Source organism: Paenibacillus sp. HGF5, from assembly GCF_000204455.1.
Lineage (GTDB): Bacteria > Bacillota > Bacilli > Paenibacillales > Paenibacillaceae > Paenibacillus_AQ > Paenibacillus_AQ lautus_A.
In genome coordinates this window covers 1-25,324 of sequence record NZ_AEXS01000053.1, presented here as the reverse complement: position 1 = coordinate 25,324, position 25,324 = coordinate 1, and the positions used below count along the sequence as shown (strand labels likewise).

At 53.1% G+C, this 25,324-nt stretch carries 22 protein-coding genes and 1 riboswitch; of the genes, 15 read left to right on the top strand and 7 right to left on the bottom strand.

Annotated elements, in window-relative coordinates:
- Positions 1–17 precede the first annotated feature (17 nt).
- Both HMPREF9412_RS08660 and HMPREF9412_RS08655 read right to left on the bottom strand, forming a co-directional pair.
- Complete coding sequence (locus HMPREF9412_RS08660) at positions 18–977, bottom strand: carbohydrate ABC transporter permease (RefSeq protein WP_009591050.1); 960 nt, start codon at positions 975–977, stop codon at positions 18–20.
- 81 nt (positions 978–1,058) lie between these two features.
- The gene (locus HMPREF9412_RS08655; protein ID WP_009591047.1) at positions 1,059–2,315 is read right to left on the bottom strand and encodes an extracellular solute-binding protein; all 1,257 of its coding nucleotides are present in this window, start codon (positions 2,313–2,315) and stop codon (positions 1,059–1,061) included.
- A gap of 480 nt (positions 2,316–2,795) precedes the next feature.
- Here HMPREF9412_RS08655 and HMPREF9412_RS08650 point away from each other — a divergent pair, with 480 nt between their 5' ends.
- The 6 genes from HMPREF9412_RS08650 (at position 2,796) to HMPREF9412_RS08625 (ending at position 11,842) form a co-directional block, all read left to right on the top strand.
- Positions 2,796–3,527 carry a metallophosphoesterase family protein gene (locus HMPREF9412_RS08650; RefSeq protein WP_009591076.1) on the top strand — a complete coding sequence of 244 codons (732 nt, stop codon included), beginning with the start codon at positions 2,796–2,798 and terminating at the stop codon, positions 3,525–3,527.
- A 310-nt stretch (positions 3,528–3,837) separates the two neighbouring features.
- Positions 3,838–5,268, top strand: coding sequence for an SWIM zinc finger family protein (locus tag HMPREF9412_RS08645; RefSeq protein WP_009591041.1), 1,431 nt, complete (start codon positions 3,838–3,840; stop codon positions 5,266–5,268).
- Positions 5,269–5,296: 28 nt separating this feature from the next.
- Positions 5,297–7,153: a HEAT repeat domain-containing protein gene (locus HMPREF9412_RS08640; RefSeq protein WP_009591046.1), complete on the top strand. Its 1,857-nt coding sequence runs from the start codon at positions 5,297–5,299 to the stop codon at positions 7,151–7,153.
- A gap of 19 nt (positions 7,154–7,172) precedes the next feature.
- On the top strand, positions 7,173–8,276 hold the full coding sequence (locus HMPREF9412_RS08635; RefSeq protein WP_009591055.1) for an ATP-binding protein: 1,104 nt from the start codon (positions 7,173–7,175) through the stop codon (positions 8,274–8,276).
- Entirely contained in the window at positions 8,273–10,627 is a 2,355-nt protein-coding gene (locus HMPREF9412_RS08630) for a DUF5682 family protein (protein WP_009591073.1), read from the top strand. Before HMPREF9412_RS08635 ends, HMPREF9412_RS08630 begins: the two co-directional genes overlap by 4 nt.
- Positions 10,628–10,630: 3 nt before the next feature.
- Complete coding sequence (locus tag HMPREF9412_RS08625; RefSeq protein WP_009591075.1) at positions 10,631–11,842, top strand: VWA domain-containing protein; 1,212 nt, start codon at positions 10,631–10,633, stop codon at positions 11,840–11,842.
- Between the two features lie 132 nt (positions 11,843–11,974).
- Here the strand turns inward: HMPREF9412_RS08625 and HMPREF9412_RS32855 are convergent, their stop codons facing one another.
- On the bottom strand, positions 11,975–12,151 hold the full coding sequence (locus HMPREF9412_RS32855) for a hypothetical protein (protein ID WP_009591058.1): 177 nt from the start codon (positions 12,149–12,151) through the stop codon (positions 11,975–11,977).
- A gap of 237 nt (positions 12,152–12,388) precedes the next feature.
- Between HMPREF9412_RS32855 and pxpB the strand changes: the two genes are divergently transcribed.
- The 4 genes from pxpB to HMPREF9412_RS08605 all read left to right on the top strand — a co-directional run bounded on the left by pxpB (position 12,389) and on the right by HMPREF9412_RS08605 (position 15,584).
- Positions 12,389–13,108, top strand: coding sequence for a 5-oxoprolinase subunit PxpB (gene pxpB, locus HMPREF9412_RS08620; protein WP_009591061.1), 720 nt, complete (start codon positions 12,389–12,391; stop codon positions 13,106–13,108).
- Positions 13,105–14,112, top strand: coding sequence for a biotin-dependent carboxyltransferase family protein (locus tag HMPREF9412_RS08615; protein WP_009591070.1), 1,008 nt, complete (start codon positions 13,105–13,107; stop codon positions 14,110–14,112). The genes pxpB and HMPREF9412_RS08615 overlap by 4 nt, the downstream gene beginning before the upstream one ends.
- A 7-nt stretch (positions 14,113–14,119) precedes the next feature.
- On the top strand, positions 14,120–14,881 hold the full coding sequence (locus HMPREF9412_RS08610) for a LamB/YcsF family protein (protein ID WP_009591069.1): 762 nt from the start codon (positions 14,120–14,122) through the stop codon (positions 14,879–14,881).
- Positions 14,882–14,945: 64 nt separating this feature from the next.
- Positions 14,946–15,584: a pyroglutamyl-peptidase I gene (locus tag HMPREF9412_RS08605; RefSeq protein ID WP_009591067.1), complete on the top strand. Its 639-nt coding sequence runs from the start codon at positions 14,946–14,948 to the stop codon at positions 15,582–15,584.
- A gap of 169 nt (positions 15,585–15,753) precedes the next feature.
- Here HMPREF9412_RS08605 and HMPREF9412_RS08600 read toward each other — a convergent pair whose 3' ends face one another.
- The 3 genes from HMPREF9412_RS08600 to HMPREF9412_RS08590 form a co-directional block, all read right to left on the bottom strand.
- Entirely contained in the window at positions 15,754–16,155 is a 402-nt protein-coding gene (locus HMPREF9412_RS08600) for an immunity 7 family protein (protein WP_009591043.1), read from the bottom strand.
- Between the two features lie 19 nt (positions 16,156–16,174).
- Entirely contained in the window at positions 16,175–18,325 is a 2,151-nt protein-coding gene (locus HMPREF9412_RS08595) for a restriction endonuclease fold toxin (protein WP_254664019.1), read from the bottom strand.
- 177 nt (positions 18,326–18,502) lie between these two features.
- Positions 18,503–19,636 carry a phosphodiester glycosidase family protein gene (locus HMPREF9412_RS08590; protein WP_009591068.1) on the bottom strand — a complete coding sequence of 378 codons (1,134 nt, stop codon included), beginning with the start codon at positions 19,634–19,636 and terminating at the stop codon, positions 18,503–18,505.
- Between the two features lie 232 nt (positions 19,637–19,868).
- On the opposite strand from HMPREF9412_RS08590, the gene HMPREF9412_RS08585 reads away from it, so the two are divergent.
- From HMPREF9412_RS08585 to HMPREF9412_RS08575, 3 genes are read left to right on the top strand one after another with little or no spacing between them, the layout of a single operon-like run.
- Positions 19,869–20,237 carry a GntR family transcriptional regulator gene (locus HMPREF9412_RS08585; protein ID WP_009591066.1) on the top strand — a complete coding sequence of 123 codons (369 nt, stop codon included), beginning with the start codon at positions 19,869–19,871 and terminating at the stop codon, positions 20,235–20,237.
- Positions 20,237–21,127, top strand: a complete 891-nt coding sequence (locus HMPREF9412_RS08580) for an ABC transporter ATP-binding protein (RefSeq protein ID WP_009591065.1) — start codon at positions 20,237–20,239, stop codon at positions 21,125–21,127. The genes HMPREF9412_RS08585 and HMPREF9412_RS08580 overlap by 1 nt, the downstream gene beginning before the upstream one ends.
- Positions 21,124–21,807 (top strand): hypothetical protein, encoded by a 684-nt coding sequence (locus HMPREF9412_RS08575; RefSeq protein WP_009591048.1) that lies wholly within the window; start codon positions 21,124–21,126, stop codon positions 21,805–21,807. Before HMPREF9412_RS08580 ends, HMPREF9412_RS08575 begins: the two co-directional genes overlap by 4 nt.
- A gap of 16 nt (positions 21,808–21,823) precedes the next feature.
- Here HMPREF9412_RS08575 and HMPREF9412_RS08570 read toward each other — a convergent pair whose 3' ends face one another.
- Positions 21,824–23,149, bottom strand: coding sequence for a voltage-gated chloride channel family protein (locus HMPREF9412_RS08570; RefSeq protein WP_009591060.1), 1,326 nt, complete (start codon positions 23,147–23,149; stop codon positions 21,824–21,826).
- 72 nt (positions 23,150–23,221) lie between these two features.
- Positions 23,222–23,282: riboswitch (Fluoride riboswitch) on the bottom strand.
- A 231-nt stretch (positions 23,283–23,513) separates the two neighbouring features.
- Here HMPREF9412_RS08570 and HMPREF9412_RS08565 point away from each other — a divergent pair.
- Together HMPREF9412_RS08565 and HMPREF9412_RS08560 are read left to right on the top strand one after the other, a co-directional pair.
- Positions 23,514–24,569, top strand: a complete 1,056-nt coding sequence (locus tag HMPREF9412_RS08565; protein WP_036671713.1) for a FecCD family ABC transporter permease — start codon at positions 23,514–23,516, stop codon at positions 24,567–24,569.
- Positions 24,570–25,324 (top strand): FecCD family ABC transporter permease (locus HMPREF9412_RS08560; protein WP_009591071.1); only part of this gene is annotated, 755 nt, incomplete at its 3' end.

Sequence of the window (25,324 nt, the reverse complement as noted above, 5' to 3'; positions counted from 1 at the left end):
ACGTTTCACCCCCATTTTCAGTCATTGGAAGGACTGCCCTGCACCATTTTCCAGTTCACGATGGAAAAGAGGGCGATGAGCAGGAACATGCCCCAGCCGACGGCAGCGCCATATCCGAAATAGTTGTTCACGAAGGCTTCGCGGTACAGGTAGAGGACGATGGTCATCCCGCCGCCGCTTACGCCGCCGTCATTGCCGACCAGCACTTGCGGTTCGGTGAAGATCTGCATGCCGCCGATGGTTGACGTAATGACCGTAAAGAGAATGATGGGCCTTAGATTGGGAATGGTGATTCTGAAAAAGGATTGAATGCCGGTGGCTCCGTCGATCTTGGCTGCCTCGTACAGAACAGTCGGGATGCTCTGCAGCCCGGCAAGATAGATGATGGCGTTATATCCCGCCCATCTCCATATAACCATGACCGAAATGGCTAACTGAATGCCCCACGTATTATTCAACCATTCGACGGAGTTGAGGCCGAGCAAGGACAACATATAGTTGAGGAGACCGTAGTTGTTCGAGAAGACCGTGCCGAACACGATGGCAACCGCAACAAGCGAGGTGACGTTTGGCAGGAAATAACCGATGCGAAAGAAGGTGCGGAAACGGACAAACGATGCATTTAGCAGGAAAGCCACGACCAGCGCGATGAACAGCATCGGTATTGTGGAGTAAATCCAGATCAGCAGCGTATTGCCAACGGCTCTCCAAAATTCCGGATCGGTCAGCATGAATTGATAGTTATTGAGACCGTTATAGGTCATCTCGCCGATGCCGTCCCATTTTTGAAAGGACAGGAACATGGAAAAGGCGATCGGAAACAGCCCGAAGATGGCAAATAGAATGTAAAAAGGGGATATCGCCAAATATTCTTTGCGGTGCTTCCATATCTGTGCAGACAGTCGGTCTTGGGATTTCGGATGCTTGGGAACAGGCTTCTGTTCCACGGGCGTGCGATTCAGCATAGGATTATCCATCGTACTGTACCTCCTGTAACGGTTGGTATTTAAGTACTCCTAACAATCGGAAAGCCATACCTCGCAAAACAAGAACCTTGGTCAGCGCAGCAGTTCTTTTTTGACCCTGGCCAGCGCGTCGGCCCAGGCTTTATCGGGATTTTTGCCCTGAAGGGCAACCGAGGACAGCTCTCGATTGACAATGCCGTTGACATTCGCGAACTTCCCGCCGAAATAAGCCGGCTTAACGTTTCGTGCAGATTCCGAGAACACCTCGCCGGTCGCCTGATTTCCGAAGAATTCTTCAGCTTCCTTCATGACGGGTGCATCCAGCGCGTCCTTGGCGGAAGGGAAGAGGTTGATCTTCTTAAAGGACTGAACCTGATTTTCCGGGTTTTGAATGTATTTCATGACATCAAATGCTTCCTGCGGATATTTACTTGTCTTCATAATGGCAAGGAAGGAACCGCCGTTGTTGCCGTCACCGCCAGGTGCACGGGCTACCCTCCATTTGCCGGTGGTGTCCGGCGCAGCCTGCATGAGTATTTCCTTCATCCAGACCGCACCGACAAAGGAAGCGACCCGCCCGTTGTTCATGGCGGCATTCCACTCTGAGGAAGAAGTGTTGACGTTGGCGCTCAGCTTCATTTGGGAGGCCTTTACCGCCGTATCCCAGGCCGTCTTCATCGAAGATTCCGCAGACTCGCCGATGAACGTCCCATCCTCGGCAAAATAGATGCGATCGGATTGGGCATTGAATTGGGTATAAATGTTCGTGATGTTATCGAGCATTTTCACTTTTTGATCAAAGTGCTCCTGCAGCTTCTGGCCGGCCTCGAAATATTGATCCCAGGTGCCGAGCTGCTCGTGGACATCTTCCGGTTCGGTCGGAAGTCCGGCTTCCTCGAACAAATCCGCTCTGTAGTATAAAGCCGTTGGCCCCGTATCGATCGGCAGGGCGATCATGGCGCCTTCCGGAGTAACGCCGAGCTTCCATTTCCAATCCAGGAAATCCGGTTCGATTTCTTTGGCGCCAAGTTCATACAGATCGTAGAAGCGATCCGAACTCGTAAACAGCTCCGCCACCCAGTCGTTAAAAGCGACGATGTCCGGCCCTCCGGAGCCGGCGGCCAGCGTTGTTTTTAATTTCGATTTGAAGTCGCCTCCGATTTTTTGCGCATCGATGCGGATACCCGGAAACTCCTTTTCAACAGACTTAATCAGCTCATCGTCCAGGCTTCGGTTCCAATACCAAAGTGTAAGCGTTTTCGTTTTTTCGGTTGAAGCATTTCCCGTACAACCGCTGATGATCAAGACAAGAATCAGTAACCCTAAGCTAACCATCCTGCGTGTATTCACTATCGTCAGCCTCCTAACGTGGTGAAGTCGGTGATGCTTAAATCTTATTCAGTTACCAAGCTTGCGTGAGTAAAAATATATGATTACCTTAATACAATAGACTAAAAATTAAACATCCAAAATAAGGATTTGGCACGTTCCGGCGTATAATTGCCTCCTTCCAATGCACGTTATGTACTGCCGATGTAGTTGAAACACGCATCGCGTGCCCGAACGCTTCCGGACGGCAATGCATGGAACGGCATAACCTCCTTCCTTTGACTTTCTTTTAGAATAGCTTCAAACTATTTTCATTATAAGTTAATATTGTATGGAAAATGAAGTGCTGGATTGGTAAATCCAAAGACCTGATTTTGGGGCACGGCGTGAATCGCTGAACTGGTTCATCCCTGGCTAAAAAGAGACATAGGATGAATATACGAAAAGCAACACCGCCATAACCATAGCAAACCGAAATAAACAAAGTTTGGAGGCCGGCTGATGGCGCAATTTGCATTAATCTCCGACATACACGGAAACATCCCTGCACTGGAGGCGGTTCTTAGGGATATCCAACGCCGCGGAATCGAAACCATCTATTGCCTGGGCGACTTGATCGGCAAGGGCCCGCACGGCGATGTGGCGGTGGATATGGTACGAACCCATTGCCAGCAGGTCATTAAGGGGAATTGGGACGACTTTATTGGCAATGAGACCGATGATCCGTCGCTGCTATGGCATCAGCATAGACTCGGAAGCGAGAGGCTCCAATATCTTGCCGGCCTCCCTTATGTCATAGAATTCATGATGAGCGGTAAATGGGTCCGGCTGTTTCATGCTTCGCCGCGAAGCGTGTACGAACGGATCCAGCCCTGGGACGACCAGGAGAAGCTGGCTACCTTGTTTCACAGTTCCCCGCTGTGCGGCAGCCCGAGAATCGCGGACGTCGCCGGTTACGGCGATATCCATAATGCCTATCACCAGCATCTGGACGGGAGAACGCTGTTTAATACCGGCAGCGTCGGCAATCCACTTGAAATGCCCGAGGCGTCTTACGTCATTCTGGAGGGAGTTTATGGAAGCGAAGATCCCGCGCCGTTAAACATTCAATGCATCCGTGTGCCGTATCCGATCGAACAAGCCGTGCAGGATGTGTTAAAGTCCGGCATGCCCCACCCTGAATCGTATATTCTCGAGATTCGAACAGGGCGGTATCAAGCGCGAAAAGACTAACGGCATCGGAGACAAAAGGGATAAGGGAACGCCGCAGGCGATCTTTAAGTCCGCATTGCGCGTGTTCGTCTACTCCTGGGTGATAGCAAATTTCGAAGAACCGGCTAAGCCGGCTCTTTTTTATTTTAACGGCAGCATAGCATAACAATATGTTCCATTTTAGGATGAGGATGATGGATTAAATAGGAATGGGTGTTCTTAAATAGGTCTTTAGAAGGGTAGGGAGCAGGGCGAAGATTCGATATGATTAAACGTAATGGATATTATTGCTGTTTTTGAACGCAGCGATTTGATTTAGGAGGGTATGAGTTTGGTTGAGATTACAGAGACATGGATCGATTCGCAGGCACCGAATAGCGCGGCCATTAAGAACGGGCAAGGTCTAGTAAAAAAAGGACGTTTCCTCAAGCTGCATCATTCCGAGGATCAAGCCGTGTTGTTCGGCACCTGTGCCGGCAGCGGAAGTTCCGATTACCAGCCGTCCGCCGATTTTGCGGTGCCGGAGAAGCCGGTCATGCGGTGCACCTGCCCGAGCCGACAGTTTCCGTGCAAGCATGTGCTTGGACTGCTATATGCTTATGCAGGCGGAGTGTCGTTCACCCCCGCCGAGGTGCCGGAGGATTTGGCCGCCAAGCGGGAGAAGGCGGAGAAGCGGGAAGAGCGCAAGATCAAAGAAGCAGCCGAAGGAGCAGCACCAAAACCGAAGAAGGTTAACAAATCGGCGTTAAAAAAGAAACTCCATGCGCAGCTGGAAGGCCTGGACGTACTGGAAAAGCTCATACACTCGTTGATCCGGAACGGACTCGGGACATTGGACAAAAAAGAACATAAGCGGATCCAGGAGCATGTGAAGCAGATGGGCAATTATTACTTATCGGGTGCTCAGACGGAGCTCCGCCGCCTGGCGCTGGTTCTGTCATCCGAAGACCAGGAGAAAGCTTATACATATGCGGTGGGGCAGCTTGCCGTCATGAACGCAATGATCAAGAAGGGCAGACAGTACCTGACTACAAAAATTGAGGATCCGGATATGAGGCTGGACCACGAGTCGACGATAGAGGAATGGCTGGGGCATGCATGGCAGCTGACCGAGCTGCAGAGCTATGGGTTAGTGAGCGAAGGAGCAGAGCTGGTGCAGCTTTCATTTCTGAGTTATGCCGACGATGCGCGGCTGGAGCATGTGGATACCGGATACTGGATCCAGAAGGACAGCGGCGAAATTCACCGGACGATCCAGTACCGTCCTTATAAAGCCGCCAAGCTGATGCGGGAAGAAGACAGCTTCTTTGATAAAGCCCATGTCCCTGTACTGTATCACTACCCGGGAGATATGAATCGGCGTGTTCGCTTTGAAGAAATGACCTCAAGTCCGGTAACGGAAGAGGATCTGGAGTGGATTCGCAACCATGCGGCGGGTTCTTATGCTGAAGCCGTTAAAAAGGTGAAGAACCAGCTCAAGAATCCGCTTAGCGACAGCAACCCCGTCATGCTGCTGCTTGTATCCGGGATCGGCCGGAACGTGGAAGGGCAATATGCCATTACGGATGAATCCGGACAGTCGATCGGGCTGGCCGATGTGTATATGGAACCAACCGTGCCGATGCTGCGGTATTTGCCGGAGGAGAAGCTGAGCGGCGTATCCATGCTGGTTATGTTTGAGCACAACCTTGCGACGGGCCGTCTCTGGGCCCAGCCGTTAAGCATCATTACGACGAACGAAATCATCCGGCTATTGTACTAAGCAGGGTTAACGAAGGAGGAAAGCGAACATGAGTACGGCATTACTGCAGGAGCTTAACCAAGAGGTTAGGCGTTTATATATCGCCGGCAGCGAGCTCGCGGCAGGCGATTTCCGCCTGAAGCGGCTGCTGCCGCAGTTTCAACAGCTGGGAGAACGCGCTCCCGTGTTCAAAAGATTGGGTGAGGGGATCCTTGCCTTGATCGAACCGGATTCCGGTAAGGAGAACCAGTCCGCACAGCTGCTTCAGGATATAAACCAGCTGCTGAGCTCCGTGCTGCATACGCAAGGAACGACAGCACCCGAAGGAGGACTGTTTCCGGTAGACCATCATCCGGTTTCGCTGTCATCCCATCTATCATACCGCAAGCTCTCAGCAGTACAGACCGCCCTGACCACGACGGGCAGCGGCCGTTACGAGATCATAGAAGAAGCGTGGAAGGAAGGGGTGTTCCGGGATTTCCGTCTGGTATACCTTGCAATCGAAGCGTTGAATGACCCTTACGTCGAGATTGGCGAGCTCGCGGCCAATGAGATACTGCCGGCGTACGGCCCGGAAATCGTTCCGTTTCTGATGGAAAGCTTTAATCCGGCGGGCGGAAAGCCGGAATCACGCAAGCTGAAGGTGATGGCGGCAACAGGCGGGAAGGAAGCGCTGGAGCTGATCCGCCAAGCGGCCGAGATCGGCAGCGACGAGGTGCGGTGCATGGCGATTAAACTGCTTGCGCGGCACGAAGAGTTTGAAGCGGATCTGATGGAATGGAGCAGGAGCAAGAAGAAGGTCATCCGCGAAGCGGCGTATGGCGCGCTGGCCGAGAACGGTTCCGATCGAGCCGTGGGGCGGTTGTATGAAGCCGCCCAAGGAAAAGACAAAGAGCTGGTGAATCCTGCCTTAGGCAGATGCCGTTCCGCCCTGTTGACGGATTGGCTTGTACGAGACTTGTCGGCGGAGCTTCAATCGGTTTCCGAATCCCTGGGCGACAAGCAAAAGCTGGAGGAGAGCTGGATCAAGGTGAAACGCTGTTTGTGGGCCCTGCACGACAAACAAAATCCGGAGCTCGAGGAGCTGTACCGGAACGTGCTTCAGCAGTATGCCTTATACATCAAGTCTTTGGGCTGGACCTATCTGATGAATGAAGCGGTCATCTACATGAATCGCGTGGATTCCGGGGAAGCCAGGGAACTGCTGCGCCAAAATGCGGAGCATGATATAGAGCAATATAGACACAGCGGCTCTTATGTCCGCGAGGTATTCCAAAAAGCAACGCGCGTGCTCCCGCCTGAACGCGTATATGAACAATACAAGGACGTTCTGTTACAAGGCTTCGCCTCGTCCCCGCTCAGCAACGCGGCCAAAGAGCGGAAAAAGCTATTGGATACCCTATCTGATCTGGTAATCCGCAGGCAGTATAAGCCTTATGAGGAAGTAATGCCGTTTGCGGGCAAGGAGAGCTACACGTATTACGTGGAGATGCTCCCGCAAGAGCAGCTGCTGGCTAGCTGGGATGACAGATGGCTGGAGCTGTTGATCGAGCAGGATGAGCTGGCGCTGGTCAGCGCGTTCGCCCGCCGGGGACATCGGGAAGCCGAATCGTATTTGCTGGCAAAGCTGCAGAATTCGCCGGAATTCCGCAACCGGTTTGCCAATCTGATTATTATGGGTCTTGTTCGTACCGGCATAAAGGATGAAGAGCTGTTTGAAGCTGTTGTGGCCGCTCTTGAGGATAAGCGAAATCAGGACTGCTACATGATCGAGCCTTTTATATTCTCGCAGCTGTGCCGGTTACCTGCAGATTATCATGATCGCGTCCATGCGGTGCTGGGCAACTACAAGGACAACGCCGAGGATCAGCTTCGATATATCCTTCGCCAGATGAAAGAGCAATAAATATTAAGGAGTGGAACCCATGGGAGCAGGTCAAGAGCAATTGGAAGATATCATGCGTCAGCCCGCGGAAATATTGTTTCGTCATGAGCTGGAAGCGCTGCGCAAGGAGGATACCGGGAAAATTCCTGCCGGATGGCAGATGTCCCCTCAATCCGTACTCAAATTCATCGTTGGCGGCAAGGCCGGCAAGACGGAAATCACGCCTAAATATATCGGAAACCAACGTCTGATCGAGATGGCGGTCGCTACCCTGGTAACCGACCGCGCCCTGTTATTGATCGGGGAACCGGGCACGGCCAAATCCTGGCTGTCCGAAAATCTGGCGGCAGCAATCTATGGAAATTCCGGATTGGTCGTACAGGGCACGGCTGGAACGAGCGAAGAACACGTGCGGTATTCCTGGAACTACGCCATGCTGCTTGCCCAAGGCCCTACCCCCGAAGCGCTGGTGCAGAGCCCGATCATGCGGGCGATGGAAGCGGGCGGGATCGCCCGGTTCGAAGAGATTTCCCGCTGCGCCTCGGAGGTACAGGATGCCCTCATCTCCATTTTGTCCGAAAAGACGATATCGGTGCCTGAACTCGGAAAAGAAATGAATGCCCGAAAAGGCTTCTCGATTATCGCTACAGCGAATACAAGAGACCGCGGGGTCAATGAGATGTCGACCGCGCTGAAGCGCCGTTTCAACATCATCGTGCTTCCGGCTCCTGCGGATCTGGAAACCGAAATCGAAATCGTGAAGAAACGGGTGTCGGAGATTGCTTCCTCATACGATCTTCAGGCTGCTGCTCCTGCAGATGAAGCACTGCTTAAGGTAGTTACCATCTTTCGCGAGCTGCGCAGCGGCATGACCCTGGATAAAAAGGAAAAGGTGAAGTCTCCTGCCGGGGTAATCTCGACCGCTGAAGCGATTTCGCTCCTGACCAACAGCATGGCGCTGGCAGCCAGCTTTGGCAGCGGGGAGCTCACCGACGAGGATTTGGCAGCAGGACTCCAAGGCGCGATCGTGAAGGATGATGATAAGGACCGGCTCGTGTGGAAGGAATATCTCGACAACGTGATGAAAAAGCGCGGTGCCGAGTGGCGGGGCTTATATCAAGCATGTAAGGAGATAAACAAGTGAATGCCGCCGGCATCCATGTGTTTGGCGTTCGGCACTTGTCACCCGCCGGTGCGAAGCATCTATTAGACTTTCTGGATGAGATTGATCCCACCGCCGTCCTCATTGAAGGACCGTCTGATGCAAGCGGGGAAATCCGGCATCTGGCCCATGCTACGACAAAACCGCCGGTTGCCATATTGGCATTTACCGAAGAAGTGCCGGTACAAACCGTACTTTGGCCTTATGCGGTATATTCTCCGGAATATCAGGCGATGAAATGGGCGCAGAAGCATGGAGCCTATGCCGCATTTATCGATCTGCCGTCGTCCTCTGCCGTATGCCTTCAGGAGCTCCGCCGCAGCCCGGTAGGCGGTTCTGGCGGGGAGGAGTCCGAAGACGAGAAGCCGGAAAGCGTTTCAGGTGCAGCAGAGCCGTCGGATGATAGCCTGCCGGCCGGAACATCCGTATATGAGCGGATTGCCGAGCTTGCTGGCGAATACGATTACGATATGTACTGGGAGCGGAGTTATGAACATAATTTAAACGGGGGGTCTTACCGGCAATCCATAACGGCTTTTTCCGGGCAGATGCGAGAGCTTTCGGAGGAGAGAGAACGGCTTGCGGATGCAGTGGAGTACGCCTACAATGCCGTCCGGGAGTCTTACATGCGCCGTCAGATTGTTGAAGCGATTGCGGCGGGGCATGAGCCCGAACGCATTGTCGTCGTCTGCGGGGCATACCATGCCCCTGCCCTTAGCGATTTGTCAAACCCGATGAGCGACGAGGAATTAACTCAGCTGCCTTCCCGGGCAACCAAACTGACCCTGATGCCATACTCTTACTATAAACTGTCGTCTGTTTCCGGCTACGGTGCCGGAAATGCGGCTCCCCATTATTTTGAAATGATGTGGGAACGGATGCTGAAGGGCGCGCTAACGGAATTGCCGCATCAGTATTTATCCTTGGTGGCGGGCTCGATGAGAAAGAAAGGGACCCACCGGTCAACGGCAGAAGTGATCGAAGCCGTCCGGCTGGCGGAGTCGCTCGCCGCGCTCCATGGGGGCGGTATTCCCACCTTGCGGGATTTGCGGGATGCGGCCCAGACGCTGTTTGGGCGCGGTGAGCTTGCCGTCGTGGCAGAGGAGCTTGCCCGAACGGATATCGGCACGGCGATCGGCGAGCTGGCCGAAGGCGTCAGCCAGACGCCGATCCAGGACGACCTGAACCGCCAGCTCAAAAGGTTGAAGCTGGAGAAATATAAATCGGTTGTGGCCAACGATGTAATTCTGGATTTGCGCGAAAACCGGAGGGTTGCTTCGAAAGAGTCCGCCTATCTGGATTTGAACCGTTCCTTCTTGTTTCACCGCTTGAAGCTGCTGGGGATTGACTTCGTCAGCGCGAGACCGAGCGGGCAGGAGCAGGCGGCGTGGGCGGAGCACTGGGTTGTGAAATGGACGCCCGAGGTTGAAATCCAGGTCGTGGAGTCCACGCTGCTGGGAGAGACGGTAGAAGTAGCTGCCGCTTATATGCTCCAACAGAAGCTGGCGGACTGCAGCTCGATTGCCGAAGCCTCTTCGCTTATCCGAATCGCCTATGAGTGCGGGATGATTCACCAGATGGAAGCAGGCAGGCAGACCCTGCAGAAGCTGGCTGTGGACAGCCGTGATGTCGTACAGATCGCGGCTGCTTCCCGGTCGTTATCCGTGATGATCCGTTATGGCGGGGTCCGGCGAATGGATACGGAGCCGTTAGTGCCGCTGCTTCAGCAGCTGTTTATGCGCGCTTGCTTGTTCCTGCTTGATGGCAGCCAGTGCAGCGATGAGGTGTCCGGCTCGATGATCACCGCTATGAATGAGCTGAACAGCGTTGCGATGGAGCATGCCGAGCAGGTAGACGAGGAGCTTTGGCTGCAAGAGCTTCGGCATTTGTCGGAAAGGGATGACCTCAATGCACGGCTGTCGGGGTATGCATGCGCGGTCTTAATGGAGCGGAACGCGATTTCCCCGCAGCAGTGCGCCGAAGAAGTTTCGCGCAGACTCTCCCCCGGCATTCCGGCCGATTTGGGGGCGGGATGGTTCGAGGGTTTATCGATGCGGAACCGTTATGCCCTGCTATCACGGTTAAGTTTATGGGAGCAGCTGAATGAATACATCCTGTCCCTGGACGATGAGGAGTTCGCGCGCGCCCTTGTCTTTCTGCGCAGGGCGTTCAGCAGCTTCTCGCCAAAGGAAAAGACGATGATAGCCGAGCTGCTTGGCGAACTTTGGGGCGTGAACGCAGAGCAGGCTGTCGAGATTTTGACCGGTGACTTGAAGGAGGAAGAAGCAAAAATGCTGGACGAATTGAATGATTTTGATTTTGAGGATTTTTAGGCTATGAGCAGTATGCAAGAATCCAACCAAGTATCGCGATGGCGGCTCATTCTGGGCCAGTCGGCAGAGCCTCAGCTAGCGGGCTTCAGCCCCGGCGGGAGCATTCAGCTGTCGGAGGAAGAACGCATCATGGACCGCGCGCTTGCTGCAATATACGATAATACGGACGGCGGGACGGATGCAGGCGGCGCGCCCTCGGGACAGCGGGGAGCCGGACAGGGAAAGTCGGCCCCTCGGCTCGCGCAGTGGCTGGGTGACGTCCGCTCCTTTTTTCCGGAAGACGTGGTGTCCATCATCCAGAATGATGCCATGGAACGAAAAGGGTGGAAGCAGCTGCTTTTTGAGCCCGAGGTACTGGCTACGGTCAAGCCGGATATACAGCTGGTCGGCACGCTGCTGTCCCTGAAGGGGAAAATCCCCGAGAAAACGAAGGACACGGCACGCCAGTTGGTGAAGGCGGTTGTGGATGAGCTGGTTCAGCGCCTTCACGAGGATATCCGCCGGGCGGTGACCGGGGCATTGAACCGCAGGCAGCATACGCCGCTCCCTTCGCTCAGCGGGATCGACTGGAAGCGGACGATACAGCGCAATCTGAAAAACTATGATGCGGACCGCAAACAGATCGTGCCGGAGCGTTTTTACTATTTTGACAGAGCCAAACGGAGCAAAGAATGGACCGTCATCGTGGATATCGACCAAAGCGGTTCCATGGCGGAATCCGTGATCTGGGCTTCGGTTATAGGATCCATATTTGCCAGCATCCCTTCGCTGGACACCCGCGTGGTGGTGTTCGATACGGAAGTCGTTGATCTGACCGAACAGTGTGCCCATGACCCGGTGGATATGCTGTTCGGGATCCAGCTCGGCGGCGGGACGGATATTCATAAATCGGTCGCTTATTGCGAGCAGTTTATCGAGGAACCGAAAAAGACGCTGTTCATCATCATTTCAGACCTGTATGAAGGCGGCAATCAGGCCGGACTGATCCGGCGCATGCGAGAATTGCGGGAAGCGGGGGTCAAGACGATGTGTCTTCTCGCTTTATCCGACGAGGGTAAACCCTTCTATGACGAGCAGGTAGCCAAACAGCTGTCCCGGGACGGCACCCCTTGCTTCGCATGCACTCCTGCGCTTCTTCCGCAGCTGGTAGAGGGCGCCCTCAAAGGGCAGGATCTAGCGGAACTCGCGAAGCGGTTAGGCACCAAAGGGATATAAACGCTGATCCAAGGCGGCGTGGTTTAAACCACATTAAGACCATAATTCGGTTTGCTTGTTAGATGACCGACTAAAAAGACCTCACCGTGATCCCGTAAACAACGGATCATACGTGAGGTCTTCTGCATGTTATTATGATTGGTTTTCGGTGTTTTGTCCCGCATTAGGCTGCTGCTGTTCAAACACCTCGGCTGCTTCTTCGGCAGAGAACTCGGTGTCAAATTCACCTGGAACCGGCATTTTGTTCAATTTCGTAGTCTGGACTTCCGCTTTTGTCGGTTCGTTGCTGTTGCGGTTTTGTTCGCTCATTGTGGCACCTCCTTATGCTAGTACGACTTCTGTATTTTGCCAAGGATGCCTAAATTTTATGCAAAAAGGGCAGCAATAGATTCGGCGGCATGTTCGGCACGGAGCTGCCCGTTTCTCATGTTCATCGATGATTATAGAATTTCGTATTCAACGAATGCCTGTTTCTCTGCTATCATAGGGATAACCCATTCGGGATAGACGGATATCAGGCAGTACATACAGAACGGAGGATGTACGATGAGCAAGTCCTATACGCTCTACCCCCTTGGGGATTCGGCCGTCCTCATTCAATTTGCGGACTTCGTGAGCGAGAAGGTGCATCGTCAGGTCACAGACATGACGAGGCGATTGGAACGGGAGCCATTTATGGGCTGGATCGAATGTATCCCGTCGTTTACGAGCATCGCGGTTTACTACGATTTTCATAAGACCGAAAAGCCTGACGGATTCGATACGGTATATGCATATGTATGCTCGATGCTGGAACAGCGGATGGAGGCGAACACGGCGGACGAGAACCTGAGGCCTTACGAGGTTGCCGATATTCCGGTTTGTTACGGAGGCGAATATGGGCCGGATTTGGAAGAGGTGGCCCGGAAGAATCATCTGTCGCCCATGGATGTCGTCAAGATTCATTCCGGGCAGGATTACTTGATCTACGCCATCGGTTTCGCCCCCGGGTTTCCGTATGTAGGAGGAATCCCGGAGCAAATCGCAACCCAGAGGAGAAAGACGCCCAGGCTGCGAATACCGGCCGGTTCCGTTGGAATCGCCGGGACGCAAACCGGCATCTATCCCATTGAAACGCCGGGCGGCTGGCAGATTATCGGCCGGACGCCGCTCGCATTGTTTCGTCCCGGTGCCGAGCCGCCAACGCTGTTGAAGAGCGGACAGTATATTCGGTTCAGGCCCATTCAAGCCGAGGAATACGAACGGTTAAGGGAAGTGAGCCTATGAGTTTGACCGTCATCAAGCCGGGTCTGCTGGCGACTCTTCAGGATTCAGGGAGACGGGGTTACGGCAGATACGGTATCATCACGGCTGGAGCGATGGACGGCTATGCTTATCGGCTTGCCAACCGACTTGTCAGCAATGAGGGTGAACACGCCGTTCTGGAGATCACATGGTCAGGATTGGCCGTTGAATTTCACGACGATCATTGGATTGCCATTACAGGCGGGGATTTATCGCCGCTAATCGATGGCGTAAAGGTGCCCATGTGGCGCCCGGTGCTGGTGAAAGCGGGCCGTGTGCTGAGCTTTCAACAGCCGGCAGCGGGATGCCGCGCTTATATGTCCGTATCCGGCGGATTTGATGTCCCGCCGGTCATGGGCAGCCTCAGCACGTATTTAAGGGCAGGAATCGGCGGATATGAGGGAAGAGCGCTCAAGCAAGGGGATACGCTGCATGCCCATGCTTCCCGGCTTCCGGTTGATTCGTCTGAACGAAACCTTCATGTTGACGATTACGGCGGCTTTCTCACCGCGAAATGGTCCGTTTCTGCTTCAGGGTATGACTTCACCGGGCAAGATGCGGTGGTACGCGTGCTGAACGGGCGTCAATTCGATGCTTTTGACGACGACAGCAAACAAGCGTTGTTCCGGGAACGGTTCACCGTCACTCCGCAATCGGATCGGATGGGCTACCGATTGACCGGTCCGCCGCTGACGTTAAGGCAAGCAAAGGAATACATATCCGAGCCGGTTGCTCTGGGAACGGTACAGGTTCCCTCCGATGGCCAGCCGATTATTCTGATGGCGGATCGGCAGACGCTTGGCGGCTATCCCAAAATCGCGCAAGTGGCTTCGGTCGATATTCCGCTGATTGCCCAGCTGCCGCCAGGCGGCAGCATCCGATTTGCGGAAATTTCCTTGGCGGAAGCGGAACGGCTATACGCGGCCCGCGCTCGGGAGCTTCGAATGATGGAAGCGATGATCAAGCAGAAATTAAAGGAGTGGTGATTTCGCCATGGTTCGAGTGGACCTGAACTGCGATATGGGAGAGAGCTACGGAGCTTACAAGCTGGGCAACGATAAGGAGCTGCTTCGAAGCATCACCTCGGCTAACATCGCTTGCGGGTTCCATGCAGGCGATCCGGCCGTCATGCGGGCAACGGTGCGTCTGGCGGTCGAGAGCGGCGCCGCCATCGGCGCGCATCCGGGCTTGCCCGATTTGGCCGGTTTCGGAAGAAGAAGGATGGACATTACGCCCGTTGAGGCTTATGACATGGTCACCTATCAGGTGGGGGCCTTGATGGCTTTTGCGGTACAGGAAGGGGCCGGGCTTCAGCATGTAAAGCCGCACGGAGCCCTTTATAATATGGCTGCAGCCTCCAGGTCTCTGGCAGACGCGATTGCCTCCGCCATCAAACAAATCGATCCGACCCTCGTTCTGTTTGGATTGGCAGGCAGCGAACTGATCGCGGCAGGGAAAGCAGCAGGGCTTCGAACGGCCAGTGAAGTGTTTGCGGATCGCACGTACCAGGACGACGGCTCCCTCACGCCGAGGAATCGGCCGGATGCCGTCATCACCGATCCCGAAGCTTCCGTCGCGCAGGTGGTGAGGATGGTCAAGGAAAACATGGTGGTATCCTTGACCGGCAAGCTGATCCCGATAACAGCGGACACCGTTTGCATACATGGAGACGGTGCGCACGCATCGTTATTCGCCACCACCTTGCGATCCCGGCTTGAAGGCGAGGGCGTCAAGGTACAAGCCATCCAATCGTAATGATCAGTAAAATATTTACGTATGATCCAGGCAGCTTACATAACGATTACAGGAGATATGCCATATGCTAAAAATATTAATTTCAGGCTTTGAGCCCTTTGGCGGGAGTTCCGTCAATCCTACGGAGAGACTGGTTGAAGAGATCCGGCAAGAGGTCTTTCCTGGCGCCGAGATCCGGACGCTGCTTCTTCCCGTGCATTACGACGAATGCGCGGACATTCTGCTGCAGGAGATGAAGGCATGCGAACCCGATGCGGTCATCGCTTGCGGTGTGGCGGGGGGCCGGACCGCCATTACGCCGGAACGGATCGCCATTAACATCAAGGACATACCGTCGGAATCGACGATGACGGATAACCGGGGTGCACGGCCCCAAGACGAGCCTATAGACGTTGACGGACCGGACGGATTATTCTCAACCCTTCCGATCCGTTTGATGGTCGACCGGCTGAAGGAAGCAGGGATACCGGCATCGGTATCCAATACAGCCGGAACGTATATTTGCAACAATACGATGTATGCGATTCTGAATGAAATCCGGCGCGAGCAACGGTCTGCTATTGCCGGCTTCGTGCATTTTCCGGCTTCGACGGAGATGGCCGTGGAGAAGCCGTCCCTGCCGACCCTATCGCATGAAACGATGCTGAACGGCCTGCGAATCATCGTTCAAGCAACGATCGATGAATTGAATGGACGTGCTTAAGCCTTTTTGAAAGCTCGTTCACCAAATGTTACTACGAACCAGGCCATATTCAAATAAACCATAAATCCCGCACCCCGTCTTCCATGGAAACATGGCATGAAGGGATGCGGGATTTTTTTAAGACAACGGCACGTATAGATTCGTAGAAAGGACCATGCGGATATCGTCGTTAGTCGACTTCATCTTCGATCACCGGCACGCAAGGAGAGAGGAACGCGTCGCGCTGCTCCTGTAATTGTCCGCGTGCCAGCACTTGAACCCGGAACTCGTTATCGTAGCCTTCCAAGTTCTCATCGTCCCGGGTGTACAGTAAACCGTATGAACCGGGAGCGATTTCGCCAATCAATTGGTACAACGCTACAATCTCGGCAGCTTCGGCTCCCTTGCGGTTGGTAAACCCGCCGACATGAAGATAATATGAGCCGTTGGCCGCATTTAAGGATAACAAGCCGCTGCCCCATGCGAATTCGGTAATTTTAAGCTGTATTTTCTGAATGATCATATCGAGCTGCCCGGCATCCGCTTCCGCAGGACTCTCTTGAATGGTAGCCCAGCCGTGAAATTCATACATGAATGCTCACTCCTTGTCGTTATAATGGATCGGTATCGATGTGGACTTCTATTCCATATCTTTGGCTGTATTCATGCAGTTTGTCAATAACCGATTGGGCAGGCTCCCCTTCAAAATGATAATAGACCTTTCTGCCGGTTTGCTCGGCAGCTTCGAAGGTCGCTTTCATTTGATCGCGTACCTTTTTGTTCACCTGCTGAAGGGCAGGCTTGGTCTGGGCGACGTATTCATCGCTAATCGCGTCGAATTCACGGCCGATGGGATCGGAATCAAACTTCATCCTTGATTCTCCGCCAAGGCGCTCCGCCAGCGCATCGGCGGCTGCGTCCGGCTTGTTGACCTTCTGCAGCTCACCGGAATATCTCGGTGCCTCTTGGGGGGTGTCGTTTGATTCGTCCGTCTTTTCGTTATCGGGTTTGTCACTCGGCTTATCCTCATCGGGCTTTTCGTTATCCGGTTTATCTTGATTCGGTTTGTCTTCGTCCGGCTTATTATTCTCATGGTCATCGTCAGGCTTCCGCGGATTCTCTCCCGGTTGTTCATGGGGCCGATCCGGCTCTTCGCGCGTCTTCGAGCCGAATTTTTCGGTGAGCGAATCCAACCATCTTCTTGCCCGCGGGCCCAGTTTATTGGACAGCCACGAGAGGCCTTTGCCGACCGGGATCCGGCTGAGGATCACGGCTAACACGGCAGCGGCCGCATTTTGAGGAGAAAGCAGCTTCTTCGGATCGCGGATGTATCCCGCGATTTCGTGTCCCCCGGCGGCAATGCCGGCACCTGTCATGGCGATGCCGAGTGCCGGCCAGAAGCTGACAAACAGCAGGGACAGGGCAAAGGCGCCTAGTATGATTCCCGCTTGTTCCCAGCCGCTAAGCCGATCCCACCAATTCTGGAGGGAGTCGAACAGGCACGCAAAGCAGGAGGAGTCCGCAGCCGTCATGAAATCGCCAACGCTGGATAGGATCCCGGCAGCTAGCATGAGGAGTCCGATGACTCCCAGAACGGCAGAATACTTTCTTACATTGTCCTGAACCTGATCACGTTGGCCCGCGGCTTCAAGATTGCCGTACAGCAGAGAGTATCCGAGCTCGCGCCGCTGGCGGTAGAAACCGAGCAAGTAGCCCAGGCGTTTCCGGTCCGTAAACAAAGCCCGCGTCATCTGCCAAAGCTCCGTTAACGGATTGATGAGGGGTTCCCCCTTAAGCACAGGCAGACGGTCGCGTATTCGATGCAGGTCCCAGTAGTCGATGAACAAGCCGAGAACAAGCAGGGTCAGGAAGAATCCTTCGGTTCGGTAGCCCTCCCCGGTCCACTCATGAAGGGTAAGTATCCAATCCGGCAGCCGATTCTGACCATTCCAGGCCGCATGATTCAGGATAGCCCAGAGCAGCAGGATCGCCGGAAAAGCATAGGCCCAGCGGGTGAGGCGTTTGGAGAACCGAAAAGCGATGCCGATGCCGAGCGCGATCATGGCACTATGTACGGGATGCGTAACATTCATCATGGTAGGAATAAAGCTTTCCTCGAAGTAGCCGGGAAACCAATCGAAGAACTCCCAATGCAGCGTTTTGCCGCCAAGAAAAGAAACTCCGTAATTGCTTTGGACCAGGCGCCTAGACAGCTCCTCCATAAATTGAAAGCCAATGCCGGGAGCAGCGCCCAATAACACGTAATCGCCTAGGCTCAATGAAGTGGCTCTTCTTGAAAAAAACAAATATACTGCCAGCGGCAGCAGCTTGTAAATTTCTTCTATGATGGGGGTCATGACGGCAAATGACCATGTGTCGGTCGTACGTCCCCCGAATATCATATGCAGTCCCTGCATGGTTCCGTTGGTCAAGGGAATGACCAAGAGAACGCCCGAGAGAACAAACAAGCTGACCTGCTTCCAGGCGACCGTTTTGCTTCGGCATAACAGCCAAAATTGAAGCAGCACGTAGAAGGACCACAAGTACTGAACAAGCATGGTACGCGATTCTTCGATCAGAACCAGACTTACAATGAGCACCGCCAAGGAAATCCAGGAAAACAAGTGATATACCTTGGAAAGAATAGGATATTTTCCGATCCATTCCCTCAAGACCCCGTATATCCGCTCCATGGTGTCCCTGACTCTCGTCCGAATAACCGCTATTGACGATGTAATGGAATTCACCCCCCGCTGAATCAACCACGAACTTCCCGATGCTCCCTATAGACAGTTTGCTATATATTTACACAATTGGTCCTCATAGTGAAACACTTCTTTGATCAGCATATGCGGTTTGAGACAGAGGTAGTGCTGCTCATAAAATAAAACTCCTCTGGCGGCCGGCGGAAGATCCGGTTAGCCAGAGGAGAGGGGTCATTATTTATATTTTACGACGATGGCATTGCTGATCTGTCGGCCCGGCGTCGTTAAGTAAGAGCCGTTATAATACAATCCGCTGGAAGCCCCGCCATCTAGATTCATCGCTTGGTAGGCACCTGCCTGCTTCATGATTTCCGCCAGTTGGGGAATGGTAGCGCCGCCTGTCGTCAACAAAATCAGCTTATGGTCCTTCGTGATGCCAAGCGCGCTTCGCGCCCCGCCGCCCGTCAGTATCTTCGGATCCTTGAATCCTTCCTTCTTGACGTCCAGCGTCACCTTGCCATTGGTCAATAGACGCGGACCCGCTTGAAGTGCTCCTTCCATACGGCCTGTTTCATATACGGATTTGAAGTCGAGTCCCGGCATCATCGTCGCCAGATTGTTGCTGTCATAGGTGAAAATCGTTCGGTTATCTCCCGAGGCCTTGTGAAAGATATTGCCTTTGCTGACCAAATAACCGTACGGAGCTTTGTACGCTCCCGAGGTATAGGCGTCAAAGAACGTCCCGTTGATGGCAACCACGGCGTTGCTGCGCTTTGCTATGCTCCGCAAGTCTTCGACTTTGCCTGCTTTATTGCCTGCCAAAACAACGTCCAGCTCCACCTTCGGATGGAGCAGCGAAACGGTGACGACCTGTGCGCTGAAGGAACGTGCTCCCACTTTAAATGTTTTTTTGGCCGACGTCACGGCCTTGGATGAACGGGTCATCATGTTCCCCGAAAGGACGGGGAGGGTGTTTGATACGCCGCCGTCCGTAATGTTCAAGGTGGATCTGTTATTGCTCCAGGACAGCTTAAGGCCAAGATGTTGGCTGACAAATTGCAGCGGAACATATGTGGAGCCGTTCTCGGAGAACGGCGCTGCTTTTGCCTGCACTTTTTTGCCGTTAACATAAGCATTCCGACTGCCCAGGTATAGCGTGAGCGCTGTATCATCTCGTGTGATGTTGAGTTTCTTCTCAGCAGCTGTATAAGCTACCTTTACACCATCATAGGTCTTGAGTACCCCGACCGAGATGAAGGACTGGCTGTTCTTGTCCACGTAGGCCAAATCTTTGGGGGCGGATGCGGCATAAAGCGGCGTTATGACCGTCAGCATGGCCAGTACAACGATTGCAATGATTCTTTTCATGTTTCCTCTCAAGCTCCTTTGTGTCTTTATCTGTATTGGGCGTAGTATTAGTGCCTATATTTTATCGGCTTACAGGGGCTATTTGTTTAGGACAAAAGTCTATGTTTCCGGCAAGGCATTGTAAAAATATTCCGATCACCCATTGACAAAGGAGTTTGTTTCTTATATGGTTAATTACATGAGTAACTAACCAATTATGCAATGAGGTTATAAACGAAAGTTGGTGAGGTAAATGGCATTTCAGATTGATGACAGCAGACCGATATTCATGCAAATTGCCGACAAAATTGAAGACGACATCATCGAAGCACGACTGCCTGAGGAAACGCAGGTTCCATCAACGAATCAGTTTGCAGCCTTTTACCAGATCAATCCGGCTACAGCTGCCAAAGGGGTTAATCTGCTGGTCGATCAAGGAATTTTGTACAAGAAACGGGGGATTGGCATGTTTGTAGCTTCTGGAGCTCGTGAACTGCTGATGGAGAAGCGCAAGACGGAGTTTTATGAACAGTACGTGGTCGCCATGGTTAAGGAAGCGGCCAAACTTGGGATTACCAAAGATCAATTGTCGGAAATGATTCGCAGAGGGGAGCAAGACTGATGAGCCAAACCGTGATCGAGGTTAAGAATTTGAGCAAGGCATACAAGGATGCGACGGCTGTCGATAATGTAAGCTTTACTATCGAGGCGAACAAGATCTATGGATTGCTGGGCCGGAACGGGGCGGGCAAAACGACCATCATGCAGATGATAACGGCGCAGCTGTTTCCGAGCCATGGGGAGATTCGCGTATTCGGAGAGCATCCATACGAAAATCATAAGGTGATCCGGCAGGTATGCTTCATTAAGGAAGGCCAGAAATATCCGGATATTTTTACGGTCAAGGACGTTATGGGAATTGCAGCTAACGTTTATCCGAATTGGGATGCGGCATATGCGAACAAACTGATCGAGGTATTCCGGCTGCCTATGAAACGACTCGTAAAGAGATTGTCCCGCGGCATGCTCTCATCGGTAGGCATCATCGTCGGACTTGCCAGCCGCGCGCCCGTAACGATCTTTGATGAACCTTATCTTGGGCTGGACGCCGTGGCCAGAGAGCTGTTCTATGATCATCTGATCGAGGATTACACGAATCATCCGCGCACGATTATTCTGTCCACGCATTTGATCGATGAAGTCAGCAGATTGCTGGAGCATATTATCGTCATTGATTCCGGCCGAATCTTGCTTGACGATGCTACGGATGACTTGCGCGGACGTGCGTTTAAGATCGTCGGTCCTTCCGGAACGGTTGAATCGTTTATCCAAGGGCATGAAGTGATACATCGGGAATCGTTCGCTTCCATGTTGTCCGTCACGTTAATGGGAAGCGCGACATCGAAGCTGCAAAAAGAGGCGGAGGAATTGGGCTTGGAAACAACCCCGGTGTCCCTTCAACAATTGATCGTATATTTAACTAAGCACGAAAAGGTGGGGATCCAACCATGAACGGAATTCCTGGCGTAATCCATATTTATTCGAGACAGAAACTATCCTGGTTTTATTTGCCCTGGGCCATCACGGCATTCAGCTTTCTGGTCAACTACATCATTAGCGTATTGGTTAATGGTGAAGCGATCTATGCCGGGGGTTTGGCAACGATCTTTATCTATGTGTTTATCGCGGCTCTGGTATCGGTGCTGCAGCTGTTTCCCTTCTCCCTCGGATTCAGCATTCGAAGAACGGACTTCTATCTGGGTTCTGTTCTGATGGTGGTAGCGTACAGCGTCCTAACGTCGGTTATATTATTGGCATTAGCCGAAATAGAAAGCTTAACGAGTTCTTGGGGAGACCGGTTATCGTTTTTCAAACTGCCGTATTTGAATGACGGCACGTTATTCGAACAATTCATCATTTATTTCATATTGCTTCTTACATTTGCCTTTATCGGGATAGGAATCGGCGTGTTCTATCTTCGTCATCGCGGCATTAAGACCTTTGTCATGATGGCGGCCTATTTCATTCTATTGTCGGGGGCCAGCGTTCTGGTCACCCATTATGGCTGGTGGAGGCAAGTGATTGACTGGGTTGTCAAACATACTGCCTTTGAATTGTCCCTGTGGCTCTTTCCCATCTCGGTTATCCTCGCACTCGTCAGTTACCGCTCGATTCGTAAAAGCTCGGTGTAAAGCAAAAGACGTCCGATTACTCGGACGTCTTTTTGTTGTCCTTCCGTTTGTTTAACGCCTTCGATCCGGCAAGGGTCGTGCCCGGCGGGTACGAGAGCCGCGGGTGTTTGGAAGTGCCTATAAGCTGCGATGTGTATATGCCGGAGTGACCGGAAAAGAGGTAACTGATGACGCAGGCCATAAACATATACACCGCGCCTTCCCCGCCGAACAGCTCGATTCCCATGATAAAGCAAGCAATCGGGGTGTTTGTCGCTCCGCAGAATACCGCGATGAAGCCTAAAGCAGCCAGGAAAGGGGCATGCAATCCGATCCACCCCGACAATGCGCTGCCCAGTGTTGCCCCGATGGCAAACAACGGGGTGACTTCGCCTCCCTGGAACCCGGCTCCAAGCGTCAGCGAGGTAAAGAGAATTTTGCCCAGAAAAGCAAAAGGCGAAACTTCGCCATCGAAGGCCGCTTCAATCAGCGGAATGCCCAGCCCCAGATAATCGCGGGTTCCGAGCAGGTAGACCAGCCCAATGATGATGACGCCTCCTGCCGCGCTTTTGAACATCGGATTGTGAAAAACATAACCGTACCAACGCTTGAGCGAATGGGTTAGCTCACTGAACAGCCGGCTTGTCAGACCGAATAACAATGAGGCCAAGACGACCTTGATGATCACCATAAAACCCATTGCCGGAATATCTCCGATCGGATAATGCAAATGGCTGACGCCCCATATAGAGGTAGCGGTCAGGTTTCCGACCATACTTGCAGCGAATGCTGGCAGGAGAGCCTGATGCGAGACCAGCCCGATGGCAAGCACTTCAAGACCGAACAGCGTGCCGGCCAGCGGCGTGCCGAAGATCGATCCGAAACCGCCGCTGATTCCGCAGATCAGCAGTATTTTTCGATCCGCCGGCGTTACGCGGATAAGCTTGCCGAACCACTCCGACAGGCTTCCCCCCATTTGAACGGCAGTGCCTTCCCGGCCTGCTGACCCCCCGAATAGATGGGTAATTAACGTGCCAATCAGCACTAACGGCGCCATTCTCAATGGAATGGTTTCGGTTCCGTCATGAATTTGTTCCAGAATGAGATTATTTCCCTTGGCACTGCTCTTGCCGAACTTGTAATAAAGGAAGCTGACTGCGGCGCCTCCCAAGGGAAGGAGGTATAACAGCCATGGATTTCCCATGCGTAGGGAGGTCACGTAGTCCAGACTGTAGAGAAAGAAGGCAGAGGCACTGCCCGTCATCAACCCCACGAAGCCTCCCAGAACGACCCATTTGACGAAGTAACCGGACAACAAGGCCAATGACCATTTCTCGGCGCCTTCAAACCACTTTTTCATCATGCAAGCTCACCCGTTTCTATAGATTCGCCGCTAATCCCTCCATACACAAACAGACTCCTACCAGGAAAGCGACCTCTGGTAGGAGTCATTAGCTATGGAAGCGGTTATGGCGAACTCCATCGCCTCATTCAATTAGAATTTATTGTAATGGACTGTCTGCTTACATGTCAACAGACATCGAAATTGAGGTCTAATGGAACAGTTAAGCCAGATGACTGCGAAATGAGGCTGGAAAAAAGTGCTTGACTTGGACATGGACTTTTTTTCAAAAAGAAATTCGAATTGTCCATGGACGAAGAAAGGGGTCTATTTTATAGTTACCAATGATAATGATAATCAATATCACAAAATTGAGGGGAAAATGATGTCATCAAATACGTCCAATCCAAGTTTTACGGATGAAAAGACCCACGCCAATATCAAAGGACGCCCATGGGCTGCGACCCTGATTCTTACCGGGGGCGTGGCAGCATTGGTGCTTGGCATAGCTTTATCCATATCGCTCGGCGCTGCCGACATTGATCTGCGAAATGTATGGGAAGCGGTGTTCTTCTTTAATCCCGATGTGACGGAGCATCAGATTATTCAGGAGCTTCGGCTGCCGAGGGTCCTCGGCGGAGCGATGGTGGGAGCCTGCTTTGCCGTATCGGGTGCGATTATGCAGGGGATGACCCGAAATCCGCTCGCTGATTCGGGTCTGCTCGGATTAAATGCGGGAGCGGGATTTGTTATTGCGATCTGCTTTGCATTTTTTCCGGGATTGCCGTATATGTACCTGATTCTGTTCTCGTTCCTGGGGGCTGGCCTGGGTGCCGTGCTCGTGTACGGAGTCAGTTCCATGGCAAAAGGCGGTCTTACACCGGTTCGCCTCGTTCTGGCGGGTGCGGCGCTGAGCGCTCTGCTAAGTGCGCTGAGCGAAGGCATCGCATTGTATTTTCAGGTCGGACAGGACATGGCGTTCTGGTATGCCGGCGGTACGGCCGGGATTAAGTGGGTTCATTTGAAAATTATGCTGCCTTGGATAGCTGCTGCTATATTGGGCGCTATAGCATTGTCGCGTTCCATTACCATGCTCAGCCTCGGCGACGATATCGCCAAGGGACTCGGTCAGCGAACGGGACTTGTCAAGCTGGGCGGAACGGTAATCGTGCTGGTGCTGGCGGGGGCTGCCGTCTCGGTTGTCGGTGCGGTAGGCTTCGTCGGTCTGATGATTCCGCACCTTACCCGGAAGCTTGTCGGCGTCGACTACCGGCTCATCATTCCCTGCTCGGCCGTACTGGGAAGCTTGCTGGTCGTCATAGCCGACCTGGCGGCAAGAATGGTGAATCCCCCATACGAGACGCCTGTGGGCTCGATCATCGCACTGATCGGTGTGCCCTTCTTCCTTTACTTGGCACGCAAAGAAAGGAGGGAGCTGTAGATGGATGCCGTTACCAATACCATGCACGAGCGTAAAGGCAGGAAGCGCAAGATCATGACGCTGTCAATCCTGGGCGCACTAATCATACTGGTGTTTCTCATTAGCATGAACACCGGGGTCATTCGCTTATCGCCGCTTGAAGTCATAAAAACCTTGTTTGGCGGCGGGACGGACAAACAGGAGCTGGTGCTGTTCGAATTCCGCTTGCCGCGGATCGTAATTTCGCTTCTGATTGGTGCCGGGTTGGCGATATCCGGCTGCGTTATGCAGGGCATTTCCCGTAATGAGCTGGCGGACCCCGGTATTTTGGGGATCAATGCGGGAGCCGGATTAATGGTTATGCTGTTCATTTCATTTTTTCCGAGCACGGCGGCGGCTCCGGTCTTTCTGCTGCCGGTACTCGCCCTGATTGGAGCGAGCGGCACCGCAGCATTGATATGCGTACTGGCTTACAAGAAGAATCAGGGCTTTAAGCCGACGGGCCTTCTGTTGACGGGAATCGCCGTAGCAGCCGGCATCAGTGCGGCTATGATCGTGCTGACGCTGCGTTTAAGCCCGGAAAAATATCAGTTTGTTGCCACCTGGCTAGCCGGCAGCATCTGGGGCTCGAGCTGGAAGTTCGTCCTGGCATTGCTCCCATGGATGCTTGTTCTGCTGCCCTTCGTGATGTACAAAGCGCAGGTGATGAACGTTCTCAATCTTGGAGAGCCGACGGCGACCGGACTGGGAGCCTCCGTTACAAGGGAGCAATTGAA

Excerpts from the sequence above, each read along its gene's own strand:
- HMPREF9412_RS08600 (WP_009591043.1), bottom strand. The coding sequence starts at position 16,155 with ATGTATGAATTTCACGGCTGGGCTACCATTCAAGAGAGTCCTGCGGAA.
- pxpB (WP_009591061.1), top strand. The coding sequence starts at position 12,389 with ATGAGCAAGTCCTATACGCTCTACCCCCTTGGGGATTCGGCCGTCCTC.
- HMPREF9412_RS08605 (WP_009591067.1), top strand. The coding sequence starts at position 14,946 with ATGCTAAAAATATTAATTTCAGGCTTTGAGCCCTTTGGCGGGAGTTCC.
- HMPREF9412_RS08565 (WP_036671713.1), top strand. The coding sequence starts at position 23,514 with ATGTCATCAAATACGTCCAATCCAAGTTTTACGGATGAAAAGACCCAC.
- HMPREF9412_RS08590 (WP_009591068.1), bottom strand. The coding sequence starts at position 19,636 with ATGAAAAGAATCATTGCAATCGTTGTACTGGCCATGCTGACGGTCATA.
- HMPREF9412_RS08610 (WP_009591069.1), top strand. The coding sequence starts at position 14,120 with ATGGTTCGAGTGGACCTGAACTGCGATATGGGAGAGAGCTACGGAGCT.
- HMPREF9412_RS32855 (WP_009591058.1), bottom strand. The coding sequence starts at position 12,151 with ATGAGCGAACAAAACCGCAACAGCAACGAACCGACAAAAGCGGAAGTC.
- HMPREF9412_RS08585 (WP_009591066.1), top strand. The coding sequence starts at position 19,869 with ATGGCATTTCAGATTGATGACAGCAGACCGATATTCATGCAAATTGCC.
- HMPREF9412_RS08575 (WP_009591048.1), top strand. The coding sequence starts at position 21,124 with ATGAACGGAATTCCTGGCGTAATCCATATTTATTCGAGACAGAAACTA.
- HMPREF9412_RS08625 (WP_009591075.1), top strand. The coding sequence starts at position 10,631 with ATGAGCAGTATGCAAGAATCCAACCAAGTATCGCGATGGCGGCTCATT.
- HMPREF9412_RS08660 (WP_009591050.1), bottom strand. The coding sequence starts at position 977 with ATGGATAATCCTATGCTGAATCGCACGCCCGTGGAACAGAAGCCTGTT.
- HMPREF9412_RS08570 (WP_009591060.1), bottom strand. The coding sequence starts at position 23,149 with ATGATGAAAAAGTGGTTTGAAGGCGCCGAGAAATGGTCATTGGCCTTG.
- HMPREF9412_RS08635 (WP_009591055.1), top strand. The coding sequence starts at position 7,173 with ATGGGAGCAGGTCAAGAGCAATTGGAAGATATCATGCGTCAGCCCGCG.
- HMPREF9412_RS08650 (WP_009591076.1), top strand. The coding sequence starts at position 2,796 with ATGGCGCAATTTGCATTAATCTCCGACATACACGGAAACATCCCTGCA.
- HMPREF9412_RS08580 (WP_009591065.1), top strand. The coding sequence starts at position 20,237 with ATGAGCCAAACCGTGATCGAGGTTAAGAATTTGAGCAAGGCATACAAG.
- HMPREF9412_RS08640 (WP_009591046.1), top strand. The coding sequence starts at position 5,297 with ATGAGTACGGCATTACTGCAGGAGCTTAACCAAGAGGTTAGGCGTTTA.
- HMPREF9412_RS08615 (WP_009591070.1), top strand. The coding sequence starts at position 13,105 with ATGAGTTTGACCGTCATCAAGCCGGGTCTGCTGGCGACTCTTCAGGAT.